At 44.4% G+C, this 17,223-nt stretch carries 9 protein-coding genes; 1 reads left to right on the top strand and 8 read right to left on the bottom strand.

Translation table 11 applies throughout. The annotated features are described in order from the left end of the window. Positions 1–3: 3 nt before the first annotated feature. From CHH60_RS02890 to CHH60_RS02865, 6 genes are all read right to left on the bottom strand, one after another. The gene (locus CHH60_RS02890; RefSeq protein ID WP_095357825.1) at positions 4–2,661 is read right to left on the bottom strand and encodes a glycosylhydrolase-like jelly roll fold domain-containing protein; all 2,658 of its coding nucleotides are present in this window, start codon (positions 2,659–2,661) and stop codon (positions 4–6) included. Positions 2,662–2,777: 116 nt separating this feature from the next. After that, a complete protein-coding gene (locus CHH60_RS02885) occupies positions 2,778–4,349 on the bottom strand; it encodes an ABC transporter substrate-binding protein (protein ID WP_095357824.1) in 1,572 nt (523 codons plus the stop codon). A 62-nt stretch (positions 4,350–4,411) separates the two neighbouring features. Continuing rightward, positions 4,412–5,281 carry a carbohydrate ABC transporter permease gene (locus tag CHH60_RS02880; protein WP_095357823.1) on the bottom strand — a complete coding sequence of 290 codons (870 nt, stop codon included), beginning with the start codon at positions 5,279–5,281 and terminating at the stop codon, positions 4,412–4,414. Between the two features lie 2 nt (positions 5,282–5,283). Continuing rightward, positions 5,284–6,189 (bottom strand): ABC transporter permease, encoded by a 906-nt coding sequence (locus CHH60_RS02875; protein ID WP_095357822.1) that lies wholly within the window; start codon positions 6,187–6,189, stop codon positions 5,284–5,286. A 151-nt stretch (positions 6,190–6,340) separates the two neighbouring features. Further along, on the bottom strand, positions 6,341–7,924 hold the full coding sequence (locus tag CHH60_RS02870; protein ID WP_095357821.1) for a helix-turn-helix domain-containing protein: 1,584 nt from the start codon (positions 7,922–7,924) through the stop codon (positions 6,341–6,343). Next, on the bottom strand, positions 7,902–9,719 hold the full coding sequence (locus tag CHH60_RS02865; protein ID WP_255247811.1) for a cache domain-containing sensor histidine kinase: 1,818 nt from the start codon (positions 9,717–9,719) through the stop codon (positions 7,902–7,904). The genes CHH60_RS02870 and CHH60_RS02865 overlap by 23 nt, the downstream gene beginning before the upstream one ends. 362 nt (positions 9,720–10,081) lie before the next feature. Between CHH60_RS02865 and CHH60_RS02860 the strand changes: the two genes are divergently transcribed. Further along, positions 10,082–11,290, top strand: a complete 1,209-nt coding sequence (locus tag CHH60_RS02860; RefSeq protein WP_095357819.1) for a sugar efflux transporter — start codon at positions 10,082–10,084, stop codon at positions 11,288–11,290. A 160-nt stretch (positions 11,291–11,450) separates the two neighbouring features. Here the strand turns inward: CHH60_RS02860 and CHH60_RS02855 are convergent, their stop codons facing one another. Both CHH60_RS02855 and CHH60_RS02850 read right to left on the bottom strand, forming a co-directional pair. Next, positions 11,451–14,966: an S-layer homology domain-containing protein gene (locus CHH60_RS02855; RefSeq protein WP_095357818.1), complete on the bottom strand. Its 3,516-nt coding sequence runs from the start codon at positions 14,964–14,966 to the stop codon at positions 11,451–11,453. Beyond that, complete coding sequence (locus CHH60_RS02850; protein WP_095357817.1) at positions 14,963–17,068, bottom strand: GLUG motif-containing protein; 2,106 nt, start codon at positions 17,066–17,068, stop codon at positions 14,963–14,965. Before CHH60_RS02850 ends, CHH60_RS02855 begins: the two co-directional genes overlap by 4 nt. Between the last annotated feature and the right edge of the window lie 155 nt (positions 17,069–17,223).

Raw genomic sequence — 17,223 nt, 5'->3', positions numbered from 1 at the left:
TCTCTAGGAAACTTCAGGCCTTTTCAACTGAATGGGTCCAATAAGTCCACTTGGTTCCTGTTGGGCAAAAGAGGACAAGAAATCTCGCTGATCTTTTACCAACGTATTTGTAACCTCAATAATTAGTTTATTCCCCCCTTTCTTTAACTCCCCATGGATTTCGAATCGATAAGGCGGACAGATCCGCACGCCTATATGCTTACCGTTTAACCATACTTCTGCCGTTTCGAACACCTCGCCCAGCTCTAAAATCGCTTGGTTAACGGATTCGTTCCATTCAAATTGTGTTTCATAACGAAGCGTTCCGGAAAAATGCGGCAGATAATCGGGCGAACTCATATTGGTTAACGTACTTAATTGGCCCCACTCCACAAAATGAGGATACTGTTCAGCGTCCGCAGTTAACACCGTCCACTTGGCTTGTAGATCAATGGTCTGGTTGAACTCCATATCCACTGGACCTATCGCATGACTATCCAAGTTATCTCCATGAAGCAGAATGATGGATTCATATGGATACAGCGTTAGCGGCACCGACTTCGGATGAGTGTCTGACGCAGTCAAGTGGCTCAAGCGATTCCGGAAAGCATCATATGCATAGATCTTTCCTCGTACAGGTAAAACAACCTCTGTACGTATCGTGTCATGCGGACTCTCATTGAAGAACATAAACACATCCAAATCAGGATGAACATAGTGGTAATGCCGCAGATAAGATTCATCAGAATGCACTTGAATATCGAAATGCCCATTGCTCTTCAGATCCTGAGACAGCTTGTTCAGCACAACTTTCTTAACGTTCCTATGATTCGCAAGAGATGATAACTCACCAGCAGCTTTAATGCCTTCGCTGGAACGCGTGGGCAGCCCGTCAACAAAATAAATGGCCAGACCCTGTTCCGCAAACTGAACCAAACGCCGCAGCAGCGCCGCAGGAAGCGCATCCGCATAAGGCAGAATCAAGCATGCATAATCTTCCAGATGCACATGCAGTCTGCCATCCCTCACACTCGCTTCATCGAGAAGAACATCGATCGGAAGAACATCGCAGTCAATCTGATGCTGCATCAATTCCTTGACGGGCTCCTGAAAATACATGGCTTCCCCTGACCACTCAGCTTCAGCGTGATACACAACACCTGCAGTTGCCATGTGCCTTCCACTTGAAATCAGGTGGCTAATTCGGTTCATATATTGATTTAGATGTTTGTAGAATCTATACTGCGGATTTTTACCGCCTGCATACATATGCGGTGGGCAATCCGGATCCAGGAAAGGTTTCTGTGTAAAAGCATGCGGGACGAAGTAGTTAACTCCGCGCACCAGCATATGGTCGGTAAGCCACTTCATCAGCTTCAAGCCTTCCGTCCAGCCATAGGCTCCATACAATTCGCACATCGTCCGGCCTTGTTTTTTCGGATCGATGTGCCCGAGCGATACGGCCAGCTTCGCCAGACCATAGTGGAAGAACTGACTGTCCGTCTCCCCTGACGTGGTCCGGAAACTCAATTGGTCAAAGCCGGGCACGATCTGCCATAATACTACGTCAAGACCTGACATGTCCTGTCCCCAGAGCGAGCGGAAGAAGTGTCCCGCACCGGGGCCAAGCCTAGCATGAACATTGTTGTCTTCGAGAACATGTCCAATGTATTCAACTCCGCGAGCTCGACACCAATCCCCGATTTGATTGCAGAAGTTGTCTGCGTAGAGCTTGCTAACGATATTCATATACGTGTACCGCACAGTATGAGATCGCTCTTCCCCATTCTGCCAGAGAAGATAGAGATCCTTACGATAGTCCTCACCGAGGGCCTGCTCCAGAAAAAAAGGCATTTCAAGGCTCCACGGAAGCGACACCCCTGGTTTGCCGGGTCTTGAATGGAAATCGAAGGTGATCGGGTCATTATAGAATCCAGGTTCGTCCGAAAAGAAGCCCGCAAAGGTTTTACCAAAATCCGCCTGATATCGTTCATAGACCTTCTCATAAACCGTATCGATCAGAATCCGTACCGAAGCCTTATCCAGCGGGTTCAGGTAATCTTCCTGCGCCTTGCTGCCGCCCTCCTTATTGGCAGAAATTATAAATACGCGCCAGTATCCTTCGGGGATGTCCCAATACAGAATACCGTCCCGCACATGTTCAGTGATGTCGACGCAGTCGCTCAGTAATGTTCCATTGGACGGATCACGGCGGACTGCAACGGCGGAAACCAGTTGGTTTTTCCCTTTTGCATGTTGACGATCCGATATGGTAGGCCGAAGCCCTGTCATCAGCAATGTATCCAGCAAAAAAGAGGCACCTTTTGCAGGACCAAGGGTATCAATATATCGCTCACCCAGAAACAAGCGGTGAAGCTCTTCCGGAGCTTCCTGTATTTTGCCTGCCGCATGCCCAGTAGGAAAATGATCGTCATCCAGCAGCCATACCTTCATCCCGCGCTTACGGGCTTCATCCATAATAATGTCCATGTCTGTCCACCATTTCGGTCCCAAAAAATCAGGATGCGGCCGAGCTTCAACACACACAGCACCGATGCCCGCCTCATCCACACGGGCCATCTCTTCCCGGATCACCTGCTCCTCCTCCCCATGCTGCCACAGAAATGGGAGGATATAATTATGTTCCTCACCCTTGAGCACTTCCATTAACCGATTTGTCATGATTCCCTCCTGGTCCGGCTTCTATTTCAATCCGTAGATTCGTACTCTGCACGTCAGATTAATATTAAAATTCGCCCGCCTTCAACAGAATGCGGGCGAATATCTTCGTTAATCCATTATTTCTTTACCTTGGTGTACCACTCTCTTGCGCGCTTGGTCACCTCTTCCCCGCCCGATGCATTCCATTTATCTACAAACTCATCAAACTTGCTGATCGGGTACTGTCCCAGAATGATTTTCGTGGCGTATTCCACGTATAGCGTTCGATTATTAATATCAGGGAAGCTGTCGTACACACTGGCTGGCATACCGTCACCGGCAATGACTTTCGCGTAATTCTGGGCTTCCTGCATATTACGGGTTACCTGGTCGATCGCCCATTTACTATCTTCTGATGAGGTACTGTTAAAGAGGTCCATCGTAAAATCAAGTGTCGCCAAAGTCGAATACGGATTCAAAAGTTGATTTTCCTGACTGCTCTTGTCATCGGGAAGTTTAACGGCTTTGCCGTCTTTCATCACGTAGTGCATACCTTCCACGCCCAGGAACAGATCCTTCCAGTTCTTTTTGTCATACATATTGTTCAGCAGCTTCAAGGTGGCCATCAGCTTGTTCTCATCCTTGTTGTTCTTGATGACCCACTGCGGAGGTGCGAATCTCTTCATTGTGTAGAAACCTTCATATCCTTCAACTTTCGGTACAGGGAGCACGGTAAAGTTAGCCTTCACGCCTGTGTTCTTCTCCAGGTTCTCCAAAATCATATTGCCATGCTCGACCCAGTGAAAATAGTTTCCTACCTTGTCAGATTGAATTTTGCCATCCCACTTATCCTTCGTGTTCAGAAGTGACTCCTTGTCGATTAGACCTTCCTTATACAGCTTGGCCGCGAATTCCAGAGCTGCCCTCATATTCGGAGTCACTGCAGAATAAGTCAGCTCGCCATCGTATATATCCCACTCCGGATAGCCTTCGAACATCGCTACCCCGTACATGGCAAACAAGTGGTCCATCCACCGTGCCTGCTCCCTGCCCCCGGTAGGAAGCTCATCCTTCTGGCCGTTGCCGTTAGGGTCCTTATCCCGAAATGCTTCGAGTACCTTAACATATTCATCCTGAGTCTTCGGCATCGTCAGACCCAGTTGATCGAGCCAATCCTGGCGGATCATGCTCGCGTATCTTCCGTATTCCACAACCCCTGGAATGTAGTAAATCCTTCCTTGTCCTGTAGGATCATTTGCCTTAACTACATCCCACATCTCCTGGGGGATGGCTTCCCATACATTTGGTGCATCTTTAGGCAGCAGGTCGGTCAGGTCGGCAATGGCACCATTTTTAGCCAAGCTGTCTTCAATGCCCTGCTGAGGTATGAACAAGTCAGGCATTTCATTGGCAGCAATTTTCAGATTCAGTTGGTTCAGATAGTTGGTGCCTCCGTTCCATTCCACATACGGATGAATTACACCCACACCAAGCTTTTCCTTATAAAACTCATACAACTGGCTGCCCTTGGTAATCGGTTTATAACCGATGTTCGTTCCCCATACTTCGATATCAACTGTTCCATCCTCATTGGCCGATGTCTGGCCAGCAGCGGAAGAATCACCCGTAGAGCCTGAATTACAGCCGGTAATCGTGCTTATCGCCAGAACGCCTGCAGCCATCATTAAACCCATCTTTTTCAGAATCATAGCTAATCCCCTTTCAATCATGGTTGTTCTTGTAGATTCTTCTGCTCATTGATAAAACGAGATCAGCCCTTCACAGAGCCAAGCATGGCTCCTTTGACAAAATACTTTTGCAGGAAGGGATACACAATGATGATCGGAATGATCGCAAAAATGACGGTTGCTGCTCTCAATGTCCGCTCATTGTAATTCAAGTCCACCGTTGAAGCAGCACCTGCCATCATAACGCTATCGTCGGTGATAAACTGTCTGATCTTGATCTGCAGCGGAAACCAATTGGTATCCTGTAGGAAAAATAACGGATGCTGAAACTGATTCCATAACACCACACCATAAAATAAGGCGAGGGTTGCCATTACAGCTTTGGATAAAGGAAGAACGAAATGGAACAGCATTCGGAAATACCCACAGCCTTCAAGAAAGGCAGCTTCCTCCAGCTCTTTGGGAAATTGTTTGAAGAAGGTTCTCATGATGATCAAATTAAAAGGATTCAGAATATGCGGCAAGATCAGGACCAGCGGATTATCATAGAGACCAATACTGCGTACCGTCAGGAAGTACGGAACGATCGGCGCTTTGAAGATCATTGCAATCACAACGCATACCATAATTACGGAGCCCCATCGAAACTCTGACTTCGACAGTGGATACGCGAATAAGGCTGTCATCAGTAGAGCCAGTACCGTTCCTATCAAGGTCGTACCTACTGTCAGAAAGAAGGACCTCCATAGATCCGGACGATCAATGATGTATTTCCATGAATCTAGCGTAAATTCCTTTGGCCACAGTGTCACCAGGTTCATGTCCACGACGCTTTTGGAACTGAATGAGGTGGAAATTACAGACAATAGCGGAATAATGGCCGCAATGGAAAACAGGATGAGAAAAATGGTAACCCCGGTAACAAATGCTCGCTCTCTTTTCGCTTCAACCATTCTTACCAAAGCCCCCCATCCGACACTTTTTTGGACAGTTTATTAAATACAAATACCAGGATAAAGCCAATTACCGACTGAAATAATCCGACCGCTGTCGCGAAACTATACTGCCCTTGCTGAATACCGGTCCGGAACACGTACGTATCCAAAATATCTCCCACACTGTACGTCATTGGGGTGAGCATATTAAATACCTGATCGAATCCGAGATCCAGAAAGTTACCGATTTCGAGCAGGAAAAGCACAAGCACGGTTGGTAAAAGCAGCGGGAACGTGATATGGCGAATCTGCCTTAGTTTTGATGCACCATCAATCATTGCTGATTCGTAGAGTTGTGGGTCAATCGCGCTAATTGCTGCCATATACACCACAGTTCCCCACCCGGCGTCTCTCCAGATGGACGAGATGGCATAAATGGGTCTGAAATAGTCACTCTCCTGCATAGCCAGCACAGGATCCAGACCAAACCACCCGATAACGATATTGAACAATCCGCTTAAAGAAAAGAAATCGAACAAAATTCCGCCCACGATAACCCATGATAAAAAATGAGGGATATACAGTGCCGTTTGAATTCCTTTTTTTAACGCCGATTTGCGAATCTCGTTAATCATCAGAGCCAGCAATACAGGCACCGGAAAAACCAACACAAGTTTCAAAAATCCGAGCATTAGCGTATTTCCAAATACCCTCGCAAAATCGGGATGTTCGATTAAGGTCTTAAAATGTTTGAGTCCTACCCACGGACTGTCTCCGAACCCTTGAAATACCGAGTAATCCTTGAAAGCGATGATTGCACCGCCCAGCGGGACAAATTTAAACACAATGAGAAAAACGATACCCGGAATAGCCATCACGTATAGTGGCCAATATACTTTCATTCGATGAAACGCAAATGCCTTCAACTTATCCCCCCCCCAGTATTCTCTAATGAATCCGCTTACAAGGTAACTATACAGCCAGAATAATCATCACTCAATTAGGCATTTTTAAGTTAAAACAAGTGATTTTTAAGAAAACGAATGCCACTTCGTTATGAAGTGGCATTCTTGATTTTTATTGTTTTGCAAGACTTTTCCGATAATCCCTCGGCTTGAATCCGGTCCATTTTTCGAACATGCGTGCAAAATGCTGCGCATCCGAATAGCCTACCTTATGACAGATTTCATACACCTTCAAATCTGTCTGTTCAAGCAATTCCTTCGCTTTGCTGATCCGTATGCGGGTCAAAAAATTCAAATATGTTTCACCTGTTTTTTGTTTGAAATATTGGCTTAGGTAATACGGGTTCATATAAAAGCGAGCAGCTAATTCGGCCAGGCTGATGGGTTCATCATAATGGTCTGTGACATATTCCTTGATCTCTGAGATCATGTCCTTTTTCTTGGGAGTACGTTGTTCCAGCATAAATCCAATGATTCCACCAATGACCTCCACCATCCACTGTTCCAGAGACGCTAACGTCTTAAACCGTGAAATACCCTCCAAAGATAACAGCTGTCGACTTAACAACCTGTTCTGCTGCAGCTGCTGAAAAGATACTTTCCGAATGCTCAGTAAAAGGATGTTCAAGCATTGCAGCTGGAGATCTGCCGGACTGAAATCTGAGTCAGCTTCTATTTTTCTAAAGATCCGATGGATCATATCCACGCTTTCCCGTTCATCCAGGTTGTCGATGGCAGCCTCCAGGTCCGCGATCATCTCTTCTGTAACCAGCTCGCTTTTGCCTGTCAGATTCATGATCTGGGTAAACGAAATAATGGGCTCTGCGCCCTTGATCGCTTGATAGCTGAGGGCATTTCGCGCCTCTTCAAAGGATTGGCTAATACCACCAGGCCGATTCTGAACGCTGCCGATGCCAATCACGCTGGAGACGTTCAGTTGTCTGAGAAGAACCTCATGAAGGCGCTGTGCCGTGTTAACCATATCTTTGCTCTCCATAGCTGCATCGTGCATCACGATTACTGCAATTTGTGCACCTGTATAGCGGAAACGATAAACACTACCGTAGTGTCTGAAGACCAGATCAATTTGCCTAAATACAGGATCAAAACCGAGCACTTTCAGACCGTCTGCCTCACTGCGGATTTCAATCAAGATACAAGCAAATTGTGCATCCTTCTCAGGCATGCATCTGATTCTTTGTAGCTCCTCTACAATTTCGGTATAATCGCTACCCATATCCAGAATATCTCGCAATCCATCTTCCTGCATGCGGTGATATGATGCCATTTTCAACGCTTCCATTTCCTGGTGTTTGCTTCGCTCTATGCGAATTGTATCCATGACCTGACAAACACAGTCACGCAATTCCTGTTCTTCAACCGGCTTATTGATGTAAAAATTCACACCCAGCTGCATCCCTTTCCGGGCATATTCAAAGTCCGCATATCCGCTTAGCAATATGAATTTGCTCTGAATGTCGACCTCTTTGAGCATTTGAATCATTTCCAGTCCTCCAGCCTGCGGCATTCGAATATCGGTAATAACGATGTCCGGCTGCCATTTTTGAATCAGCTCGAAGCCTTCACGCCCATTGTAAGCTGTTCCGACCACTTCACATTCCGGAATATAGCGATCTATCATTTTTTTGAGTCCTACCAAAATCCCTTTTTCGTCATCTACCAAAATCAGTTTCATTTCCCTCACCTTCCTTTTTCACATCGAAACTTATGTGCTCAGGCTTGCCTATGCCGGGAATCCGAATTTCAATGGTCGTGCCGTTCTCAATACCAGATAGCACCTTAATGTAATATGAATCTCCATAATGGAGCTTAATTCGTTCTGCAATATTGGTCAGTCCCAGACCGTTCTCTTCAAGGTCATCTTGGTTTTCCAGGCTGTATCGGTTTGAAGCCGCTTGTTCCAGCAGCGAATTCAGTTCCGTCCATTTCTCCGACGACATTCCGCTTCCATTGTCTGAAATTCGGATCAGAACCTCTCCGTTTTCCGTCCAGCTCCCCTCGATTTTGATACACAATGCCTGGCTGTAACCTGCAAAACCATGATTGATGCTATTTTCTACAATAGGCTGAAATACCAACGGAATGATGCTGCACTCCAGCATGTCATCCGGCATGTTAACGGACAATGTGAACATATCATCAAATCGGATGTTTTGAAGCTGTAGATAGTTGCCTGTGTACTCCAGTTCATGCTTAATCGAATGATGCCTTCCTTCTTTCCCAAGCGTTAACCGGAACATTCGAGCCAGAATTTTAATCATTCCGGCCGTATCCTCGTCATCTTTTACCAATGCCTTCATCCGAATCGATTCCAAGGTATTGTACAGCATATGGGGGTTAATCTGATTTTGAAGGGCGAGGAACTTGGCTTGCCGCTGCTTGATTTCTGCCACGTATACCTCTTCTATTAACGTTTTGATCGTGATAATCATTTTGTTGTAGCTGTATACCAGACTTCCAATTTCATCACTGGACTGTTCTTTCTCTATGGGAAGATATTGACCTACCTCTGCCTGTTTCATGCTTCTTCGAAGTGCCTTGATGGGTCTTGTAATTGTATAACTGAGCCACAGCGAGATCAGAAAAATAACCAGGCAACTTGTTGTGATCACGATCATGGTCAGCCCTTTCATCTGATTGATTTTCTGTAGCAATTTGGAGCGGGGAATCTCGGTTTTGATGAATAATTCCCCTTGGGCCGTGTGTTCCGATAAAATAATCCGATCTTCATGTGTACGGTCTCCCGTAAGATCGAATTCGGAATGGAGTACCTGCTCCCATGTGATCCGGCCACTGGCGGCTTCCGAATGATAAACAATTTCTCTACGATCATTGCTTATAATCACGCTAATGCCATATTTATCACGAGCTTGCAGAAACTCATGCTCAAGCTGAAGCAGCGTAAAGGGATCGAGATCGATTAGAAGCATGCCGGCGTATGCTCCTTTCGAATTAAACAGTACTCTTCCCACCGTCACAACAGCTCCTGCGCCCTTATCCTCGTAATAGGAACGATCGTGCAGACCGCTAATAAAAAAGGTCTGATCCGAATTGCGGAGCTGATTGTACCAATCCTGGGATAATAGTCTGCTCTCATCAACTCTGCTGGTCGTAGTTGTGTATTGGTACACGCTGTTATCGCGGCTGACCAGCATTACGGTGCCAATTTCGGATTTGAGCAATGACACCCTCATGAGAAGCTGCTGTACGGCCACCCGCTGATTTACCTCCTCGTTCATGGGTATACTTGACCCTTCTCCGAGCCTGTAGATCAATTCATTTTCGACCAATACTGACTTCGTAATCTTGTCATATTCCTTGATAAATTCATTCAAGGAGGACTTGATCTGGGATGTATACAAGGAGGCAAATTCCTGTGAGGATTCTTCCAGCCCTTTGGCTGACTGATGGAAAATGAATACGCTTACAATTAATAGCGGAATGATGCAGGCCAGAAGGTAACTCAACATCAATTTGTTTTGAAACCTCAACTTTTTTATCATGGGCATCCCTTCCTTTGGTGCTCATCTTATCTTTTAGAATCTACTGTTCGTCCATAATTGCGTTAACTTTAACGCCCTACCCCTATCTTGTAAAGGGATTTTTGCTCGCTTCAAGCATAGTTTACAGCAGAATGGGTCCTTGAATCATGCTCAACTTGTACTGTCTTAAAAATGACTATGTAATTCCTTAAAAACAACCTGTTGATAGCGAAGTGGGCAGCCCCCAAATGGATGTAAATCATTTTCCAGTAAAATACAATTAGACGAGATAAAGCAAGGTCATGTATGGTGATTACACAACAAAAAATTCTGAGGAGTAATTTGACACTATGATCAATCGATTCGTTAGCCTATTTTCCATTCCTTCGTATGCCTTACTCTTTATGTGTATGGCATTACAAGGAATGGGCATTTCGCTCAGCACCCCCTTTTTATCAATTTATTTCACGGAAAAGCTTGGCGTATCTATTGGCATGTTTGGTCTTTATCTAGCCGTTACACTAATTGCAGGAATATGGATCAGCACGCTAATCGGGAGACGTTCTGACCTTGGCTTGAATCGAAAGGGCGTTTATCTTTTCTCTACTCTCGCTAATGTCCTGGCCTTTAGTGGATATTTGTTCATTCATGATTTTCCGATTTTGTTCATTTACATGACTGTGTTTACTGCCCTTGGTGCACCAGGGATGCCCCAGTTGTTCGCTATTTCCAGAGAAGCAGTGATAAAGAGTCAATTTACGGAGCGTGCGTTTGCTAATTCTACCTTGCGTTCTGCTTTCTCTCTCGGCTTTATCACTGGTCCTTTAATCGGCACTTTATTGCTCGCTGCTATTGGATTTAAGGGGATCTTTTTAGGTACGATCGGAGCCTTCCTACTTGTTGCTCTGCTTGTTTTCCTCTTTCTCAAATCAAACACAGAAATGAAGAGCAATCATGCTGAAGTGAAAATAAAAAGTTTCCGGCTGGCTCAAAACCGAGATGTTTTACTTCCTTTTCTAATTCTGATACTCATGTATACCGCTCATTGGATGAGCAGCATAAACACGGCTCTCTTTATTACAAACAATCTTGGGGGAACGACAAGCGATGTCGGTTTAGTCAGCAGTATTTGTGCTGCGCTGGAAATTCCTTTTATGATTGCACTCGGTCTACTAAGTGCAAAATATAGTAATCGAATCTTGGTGTTTTGCGGGGCTATTTTCGGAGGAGCTTATTATTTCGTTATACTTATTTCGAACGCGATGTGGCAAATGCTTGCAGCACAAATTTTGCTCGCTGTTTTTGTCGCCGTCATTTCTGCGATTGGAATTAGCTACATTCAGGACCTGCTGCCCAGAATGCCAGGATATGCTTCCACGCTATATTCCAATTCATCCACAATCGGCAGACTGCTCGGCAGTCTTGTTGGTGGCGGAGTAGCCAGCATTGTGGGTTACCGATACTCATTTATCTTCTGCTTTATACTTATCATCATTGCTGTAATTATGCTTGCGGTAAGTGGACGACAGCCTGCAGATGTACCGCAAATTTCAACCTAACTACACCGATTCAACGGGATAATTTAGATATTTGAGCTTTTCACCCATAATATTAGTGAGTCTTCAAACCTAAATACCTCCTCTGTAAAATTAACTGGCTTAATGTAAATAGTAGAAAGGCTTGGGCAGTTTTCACCCAAGCCTTTCTTCATTTCTTTTTTTATAAGGATTCTAGCAGTTCTTTAATCTCTGAATGCAAATTTAGCGTGTTGAGGATGATTTGAAGTGCTTCAGTCCGAGTAGCCTTACCTTTAGGATCAAACACCCCGAATTGCTTACCTTCAATGATACCAATCTCAGCGGCTTTTTTAATTTCGTTAGCTGCATAGGATACATCAATATCTTTAAATTCTACAGAAGATGAGTTACTTTTAACCAAACTCATGTTTACGACACGAGACAAAATGACCACCATCTCTTGACGTGAGATTGTATTGTTTGGTCTAAACGTATCATCTCCATATCCTTTCAATACACCTGCAGAAGTTAATTTATGAATATTTTCTGATCCCCAATATCCATTAAGATCTTTCAAGTGTTCTGTATTTGTTCCTGCTGTTACTACAAAGATTCGATCGATTAGTGCAGCAAACTCGCCGCGAGTAATGCTATTGTTTGGTTTTGATGTACCATCTTCGTAACCTTTCAATACTCCTAATTTAGAGAAGATCGTAAGTGTTTTTTCACCCCAATGACCTTGAATATCCACCATACCGGATTTCCCTTCTGGATGTGTAGCGTACTTTTGGACCATTGAACTGATGTTGGACACCACATTACTGTCTGCCTCTACCACTTCAGGTCTAAATATATCATTATTATTTGACGCTGGACTCGTGGTCCCTGGATCTTCTGTTACTGGTGTTGTAGGAACAGGAATACTTGGGTTCGTATTCCCGCTACTAGTACTACCACCACTGCTATTTCCACCTGTGTTCCCAGGATTGCTTGGAGTTGTTGCTACCTGCCGAGTTATCGATAATGTATAAGTCTTTGTCAAACCACCTTGGGTCGTGACTACAACAGTTACGGTGTTTTTACCTACACTAAGTTCCACTGGTTTTGCAACACCAGAGTTCACTATCTGCCCGTCAATCGTCAAGGTTGCATGTGTATCTTCAAGCGCAGCTGTAATAGGTAAAGTCGACACATCATTGTTGACAGTTATACTGTAGTTTTCTTCTGCAGATGAGAACGATGGACTGAGATTTTTTGTACCTGCCTTAAGCTCAGTTAAATAATTGGATACAACATATATGGTACGTGTTTTTTCTTGAGCAGCGCGGTTCTCAGAATCAGAAACGTTATACTTGATTTGGTATGTTCCATATTCTGTTTCTGCCTCGGTACGTGTTACGATCACATTCTCAGTGAGATCTTGACCTTCCACATTCGCTGCGCTATATCCAGGTTCAATGAACTGCTGGCCTTTGAGCAGATATATTGTTGTGTCTCCCAATAGACTAATGGACGGAGAAAGATCATTAATCTCAAAAGTAACTTCAGCTGTGGCACTATTAAATCCATCTGAAACGGTATACTTGAACTTAGCTAAACCTGTAAAACCAGGGTCAGGAATAAATTCAATATATCCTTCTCTAATGGAAGCTGTCCCACCCACTAGTTCACTTACATTAGTAATAGTAAGGGTCTGTGTATCCTGTTCGTTTGGACTTCCAACGGAATCATTACCTGTAAGATCTGTAAATAGTATAGTGACCTTATCTTTCCCTTTCGGTATAGAAGGCAGGACATCATCTGTAGCGATAGGCAAATGATTGTCTTCTGGAGCAGTTAGAGCAGAGATCGTGACCTTGATAGGACGACTGGTTGCTGTTGAAGTCTTATTACCTGTTTGACTATCGTCTGTATTCGTTACAGTGACGTAATAATATGATGTACTGGGTTGTTCGGTCGAAACAGTGTAGTTATCTTGAGTTGCCCCGAAAATTGGAGTTCCATCAACGGTACTATTTGAATCATTTTCATACCACTGATAGCTGAGCAGCCCAGTCCCGTTAGCATTCACCATTAGGTTGACTGGATCATTAACATTGACGTTTTGATCGCTAGATTCAAGAAGAATAAGTGGTGCTGGTGCGTTGCTTAGTTCATTAACGACTACTTTTGCAACACGGCTAGTCACGCTAGATGCATTCATTCCCGTTTTTGAAGAGTCAATGTTGGTGACTACTACGTAGTAGTATGTCGTTCCAAGTTCAAATGTGGGAACTGCGAGCGAGCTTCCCGTTTCACCCGTTAGAGCCATCCCACCTATTTCGGAAGAATCTTCGCTTTGGTACCACTGATAACTTATTGAACCGCTTCCTACCGCATCTACTTTCAATATTACAGGCTCATTGATGCTTACCGTTTGATCCGTCGGCTCTGTGATAAGCGTGGGTGCCTCTGCATCTGTCAAATCATCAACCGTTACCTTGGCGATAGAGCTCGTCTGTGTTGCCAAGATCTGCCCCGTTTTGGTGCTATCCGTATTGGTTACCACGGCGAAGTAATAAGTAGTTCCAGCCATCATCGTCGGGACTGTAAGCGTGTTACTTGTCTCACCTACCAGCATCGTTGCGCCATCAGTAAGGTTTGTATCATTGCTGTACCACTGGTAACTCACCGTACCACTTGCATTCGCTGAGATGTTTAATTTTGCCGAATCTCCAACATTTACTGTCCGGTCTATTGGTTGTGTGGTTATTGAAGGTGCCTCAGCATTGGTGAGTGCTGCGTTGATGGTCACTTTACCATCAATAACCGTTTTCTTCATTTCTTCCAGTTGCACATTAGTAAAAGTGAGATGTCCAGGATCCTCTTGATTGCTTACTGTAATAGGCACATCGCCTGCAGCAGCATTCTCTTTAATCTTAAAAGAGATCTTGAACAAAGTGTCCCCTTCTTTTAGAGCATGATCACCACCCTCTGCATCAACCCAGCAAACCTTTAACCAGCCTTCCAGGTCGTTCTGTAAAGTGGAGAACGTATCTCCAGACAAGCCGGTGATTTTCTCGACCGCAAGTGCGTTGGAATCAAAATCAAGCTGCATCCCATAAGCTGCGGTTGATCCATTAGCTTCGAGAATGGAAACTGGCACTTCAACGGTCTCACCCGGTGCTCCAGTTACCGTGCCAACTTTAACATGAATAACTTCCTGAACCCTTACGCTCCCAGAGGTTAGCGATGCAAAATCCGTCCAAGTTTGATCGTCATCACTATAATGACCGGATTCGATCTGTATTTTGGCGTCACCTGATCCCGCTTTATCTTTTATCTTAAATTGAATATCAAACACTTCTTGCTTACTTGAGATGAAGGAAAGATCTCCAAAGTAGGCTGCAGAAACAATAATCCGTCCCAATGAACTATCATCTTTAGTAAATTTTAGAGCTCTCGCTTTATCTGTTACGGTAACGAGCTGAAGACGGTTTTCATCGTAATTTACATTAGTATCATATGCAATCAAATCTTCATCACCAGGATCTACCGTTACCCTGACTGTAACCATATCGCCAGGAGCATAAGAAGTTCCGTCCACCTCAACAGCTAGCGAAGGGGTAGTTGAAGCAGCGGCTTCAACAACAGATTGGAAAGGAACGAGAAGTAAGCATACGATCGTAAATAACGAAACTATCTTACCTAACGCGCTACCATGAAGGCGCTGTATCATTTTCCGGTTCCTCCTAAGTAAATCGCCATAATCATTTGTACATCCACATTATCCAAAATCCCGTTATTGTCCATGTCTAACGCTTTGAATTGATCAGCTGTCAAGGTAATCTTTCCTTTCATATGTTGCGTAATCATCAGAGCATCTGCGGGAGTGATTAGGCCATCACCGTTTGCGTCACCTTTTAGTATCTGTTTAGCATTCACCGTTTGTTTAACCATAAAGGTGGTATCGGCCATGTGATCTGCACTAACGGTAACTGTTCCACTGTACGTTCCAGATGGCAAATGATCTTTTACCCTTACTGTAAACGAGGTCGCGGGCGTTCCGTCATCCAGCGTTGTTACAGATGGCCCAGTGATTACGAAATGAATAGCTTGATCTCCACTTATTAACACAGTTACATTCGTCAAATCTCCTGTACCTGTACGGGTAATGGGAATCGTCTTCGTTTCTTGGGTACCAGGTAAGTATCCTTCTAATAAGTTCGAAAGTGTTTCATCTTCCATTGAGCTGATCTTATAGGTCAATGCAGCCCACTGTGCATAAAGTTTCACTTCAGCAGTGCCCATGATGAAGGTATCTGCCCCTTTGTAAACACCGCCATTACCTAGTGCATCGGTACTCCAACCCATAAATCGATAGCCTTCACGCTCCATATTACCCGTATTTTGTAATACAGTGACAACATGGCCTTCCGGATAACGATTACTGTCGACAGGAACAGTGCCCATCGTTCCTCCATTACTATCATATAAGACGGAGTAGGACTTCACATATGGACGAAGTCGCGGATAATCGTCACCTTCATTAATCATCCATATCGAATTAAAGTCCCAATCAACAAAGGTTGCTTTGCTTTTCATCTCTGCTGTAGTCTTCGGTTCGCCCTTTCCAGTGTCGGATTGATTAGCTACTTCTGTGTCGTAGTAACTGTTCGTGATGATCCCGTAGCCTTCGGTACCCAACAGTCCGCCATTATTACTTCCGGTTGTGGGCACTTGAACAGCTGCATAACTATTCACTATATCGCCTTGATAAAAACTACCTACTAAACCACCAAATAGCGTGCTATTCGCGTTTCCTGTTATTTGTCCAGTGGCGTAACTATTTAAAATTTTTCCAAAGTCAGATCTACCGACTAATCCACCAATTTCAGGAAAGCTCCCTCCTTCAGAAGTGATACTTCCCGTGGCATAACTCTGCTCGATATTTCCGCCTCCAGAGCCAATAAGACCACCGAGGTTTGTCCCTTCTATTGAGAACACATTGCCCGTTGCATAACTGTACTCTATAAGGGTCGAATTACTTCCACCAATCAAACCGCCAAGAGAAGAGCTATTCAGATTGGTGCCTCGTATATCACCGCTAGCATGGCTGTTCGTGACACCGCCGCCCCAGTCGATATAACCAATTAAACCTCCAATATTGCCACCAGTACCTGTGACGTTACCGCTAGCAGAGTTGTCAGCCATGGCTGTCCAGCTGCTGTATTTACCAATTAAACCGCCCAAGTTCTGGTTTCCGTCAACCGTTACGTTTGCCGAACTCCCATTAACAACAGCTGAGGAGTAAGCCACTTCCCCTACCAGCCCTCCGGTTTGGCGATATCCTTTTACTGTGCCGCTTGCACTGCTATTTTCTATTTTTCCAAAATTGATTCTACCTACTAAACTACCAACATAATCATATCCAACTATGTTTACTCCAGTTAGATGGACATTGCGAATTTGAGCAGATTCAACATATCCAAACAAGCCGACATCGGATAGATAAGAACGATTAATGGTTAATCCATTGATCGTATGACCATCTCCATCTAATCCACCGCTAAAAACAGCACTTTTTGTTCCAATCGGTGTCCAATCGGAATAGCTTGATAGGTCAATATCTTTACCCAGTTTATAGTAAGATCTCATCGATTTACGTATATCATTGAGTTGTGTAGCCGTTGTAATGATATAAGGGTCTGATGCTGTACCGGAACCTGAAGATGCTGCCTCCACTTCATTCGACAACCACACGAAGGAAAAAAGCATTACACCCATTACAAGTACAACAGTAAGAAAAATGGATATTTTTCTTGTGATTTTTCTAATCATTCATATTGCTCTCCTCTTTGCTCTTCATTTACCACACAAAATTGGTATCCTTTTGCAAGATACCCAAGCCACCTCCGCTCAAATTGCTGACTACATGCTAGAATGAGAACCTGATTTTTACCATCTGTTAACATTCCATCCATGTTTATCGGTAG

Origin of the sequence: Paenibacillus sp. 7523-1 (assembly GCF_002276415.1) — a bacterium.
In the GTDB taxonomy this organism is placed as follows: Bacteria; Bacillota; Bacilli; order Paenibacillales; family Paenibacillaceae; genus Paenibacillus; species Paenibacillus illinoisensis_A.
This window is presented reverse-complemented; position numbering and strand designations above follow the sequence as displayed.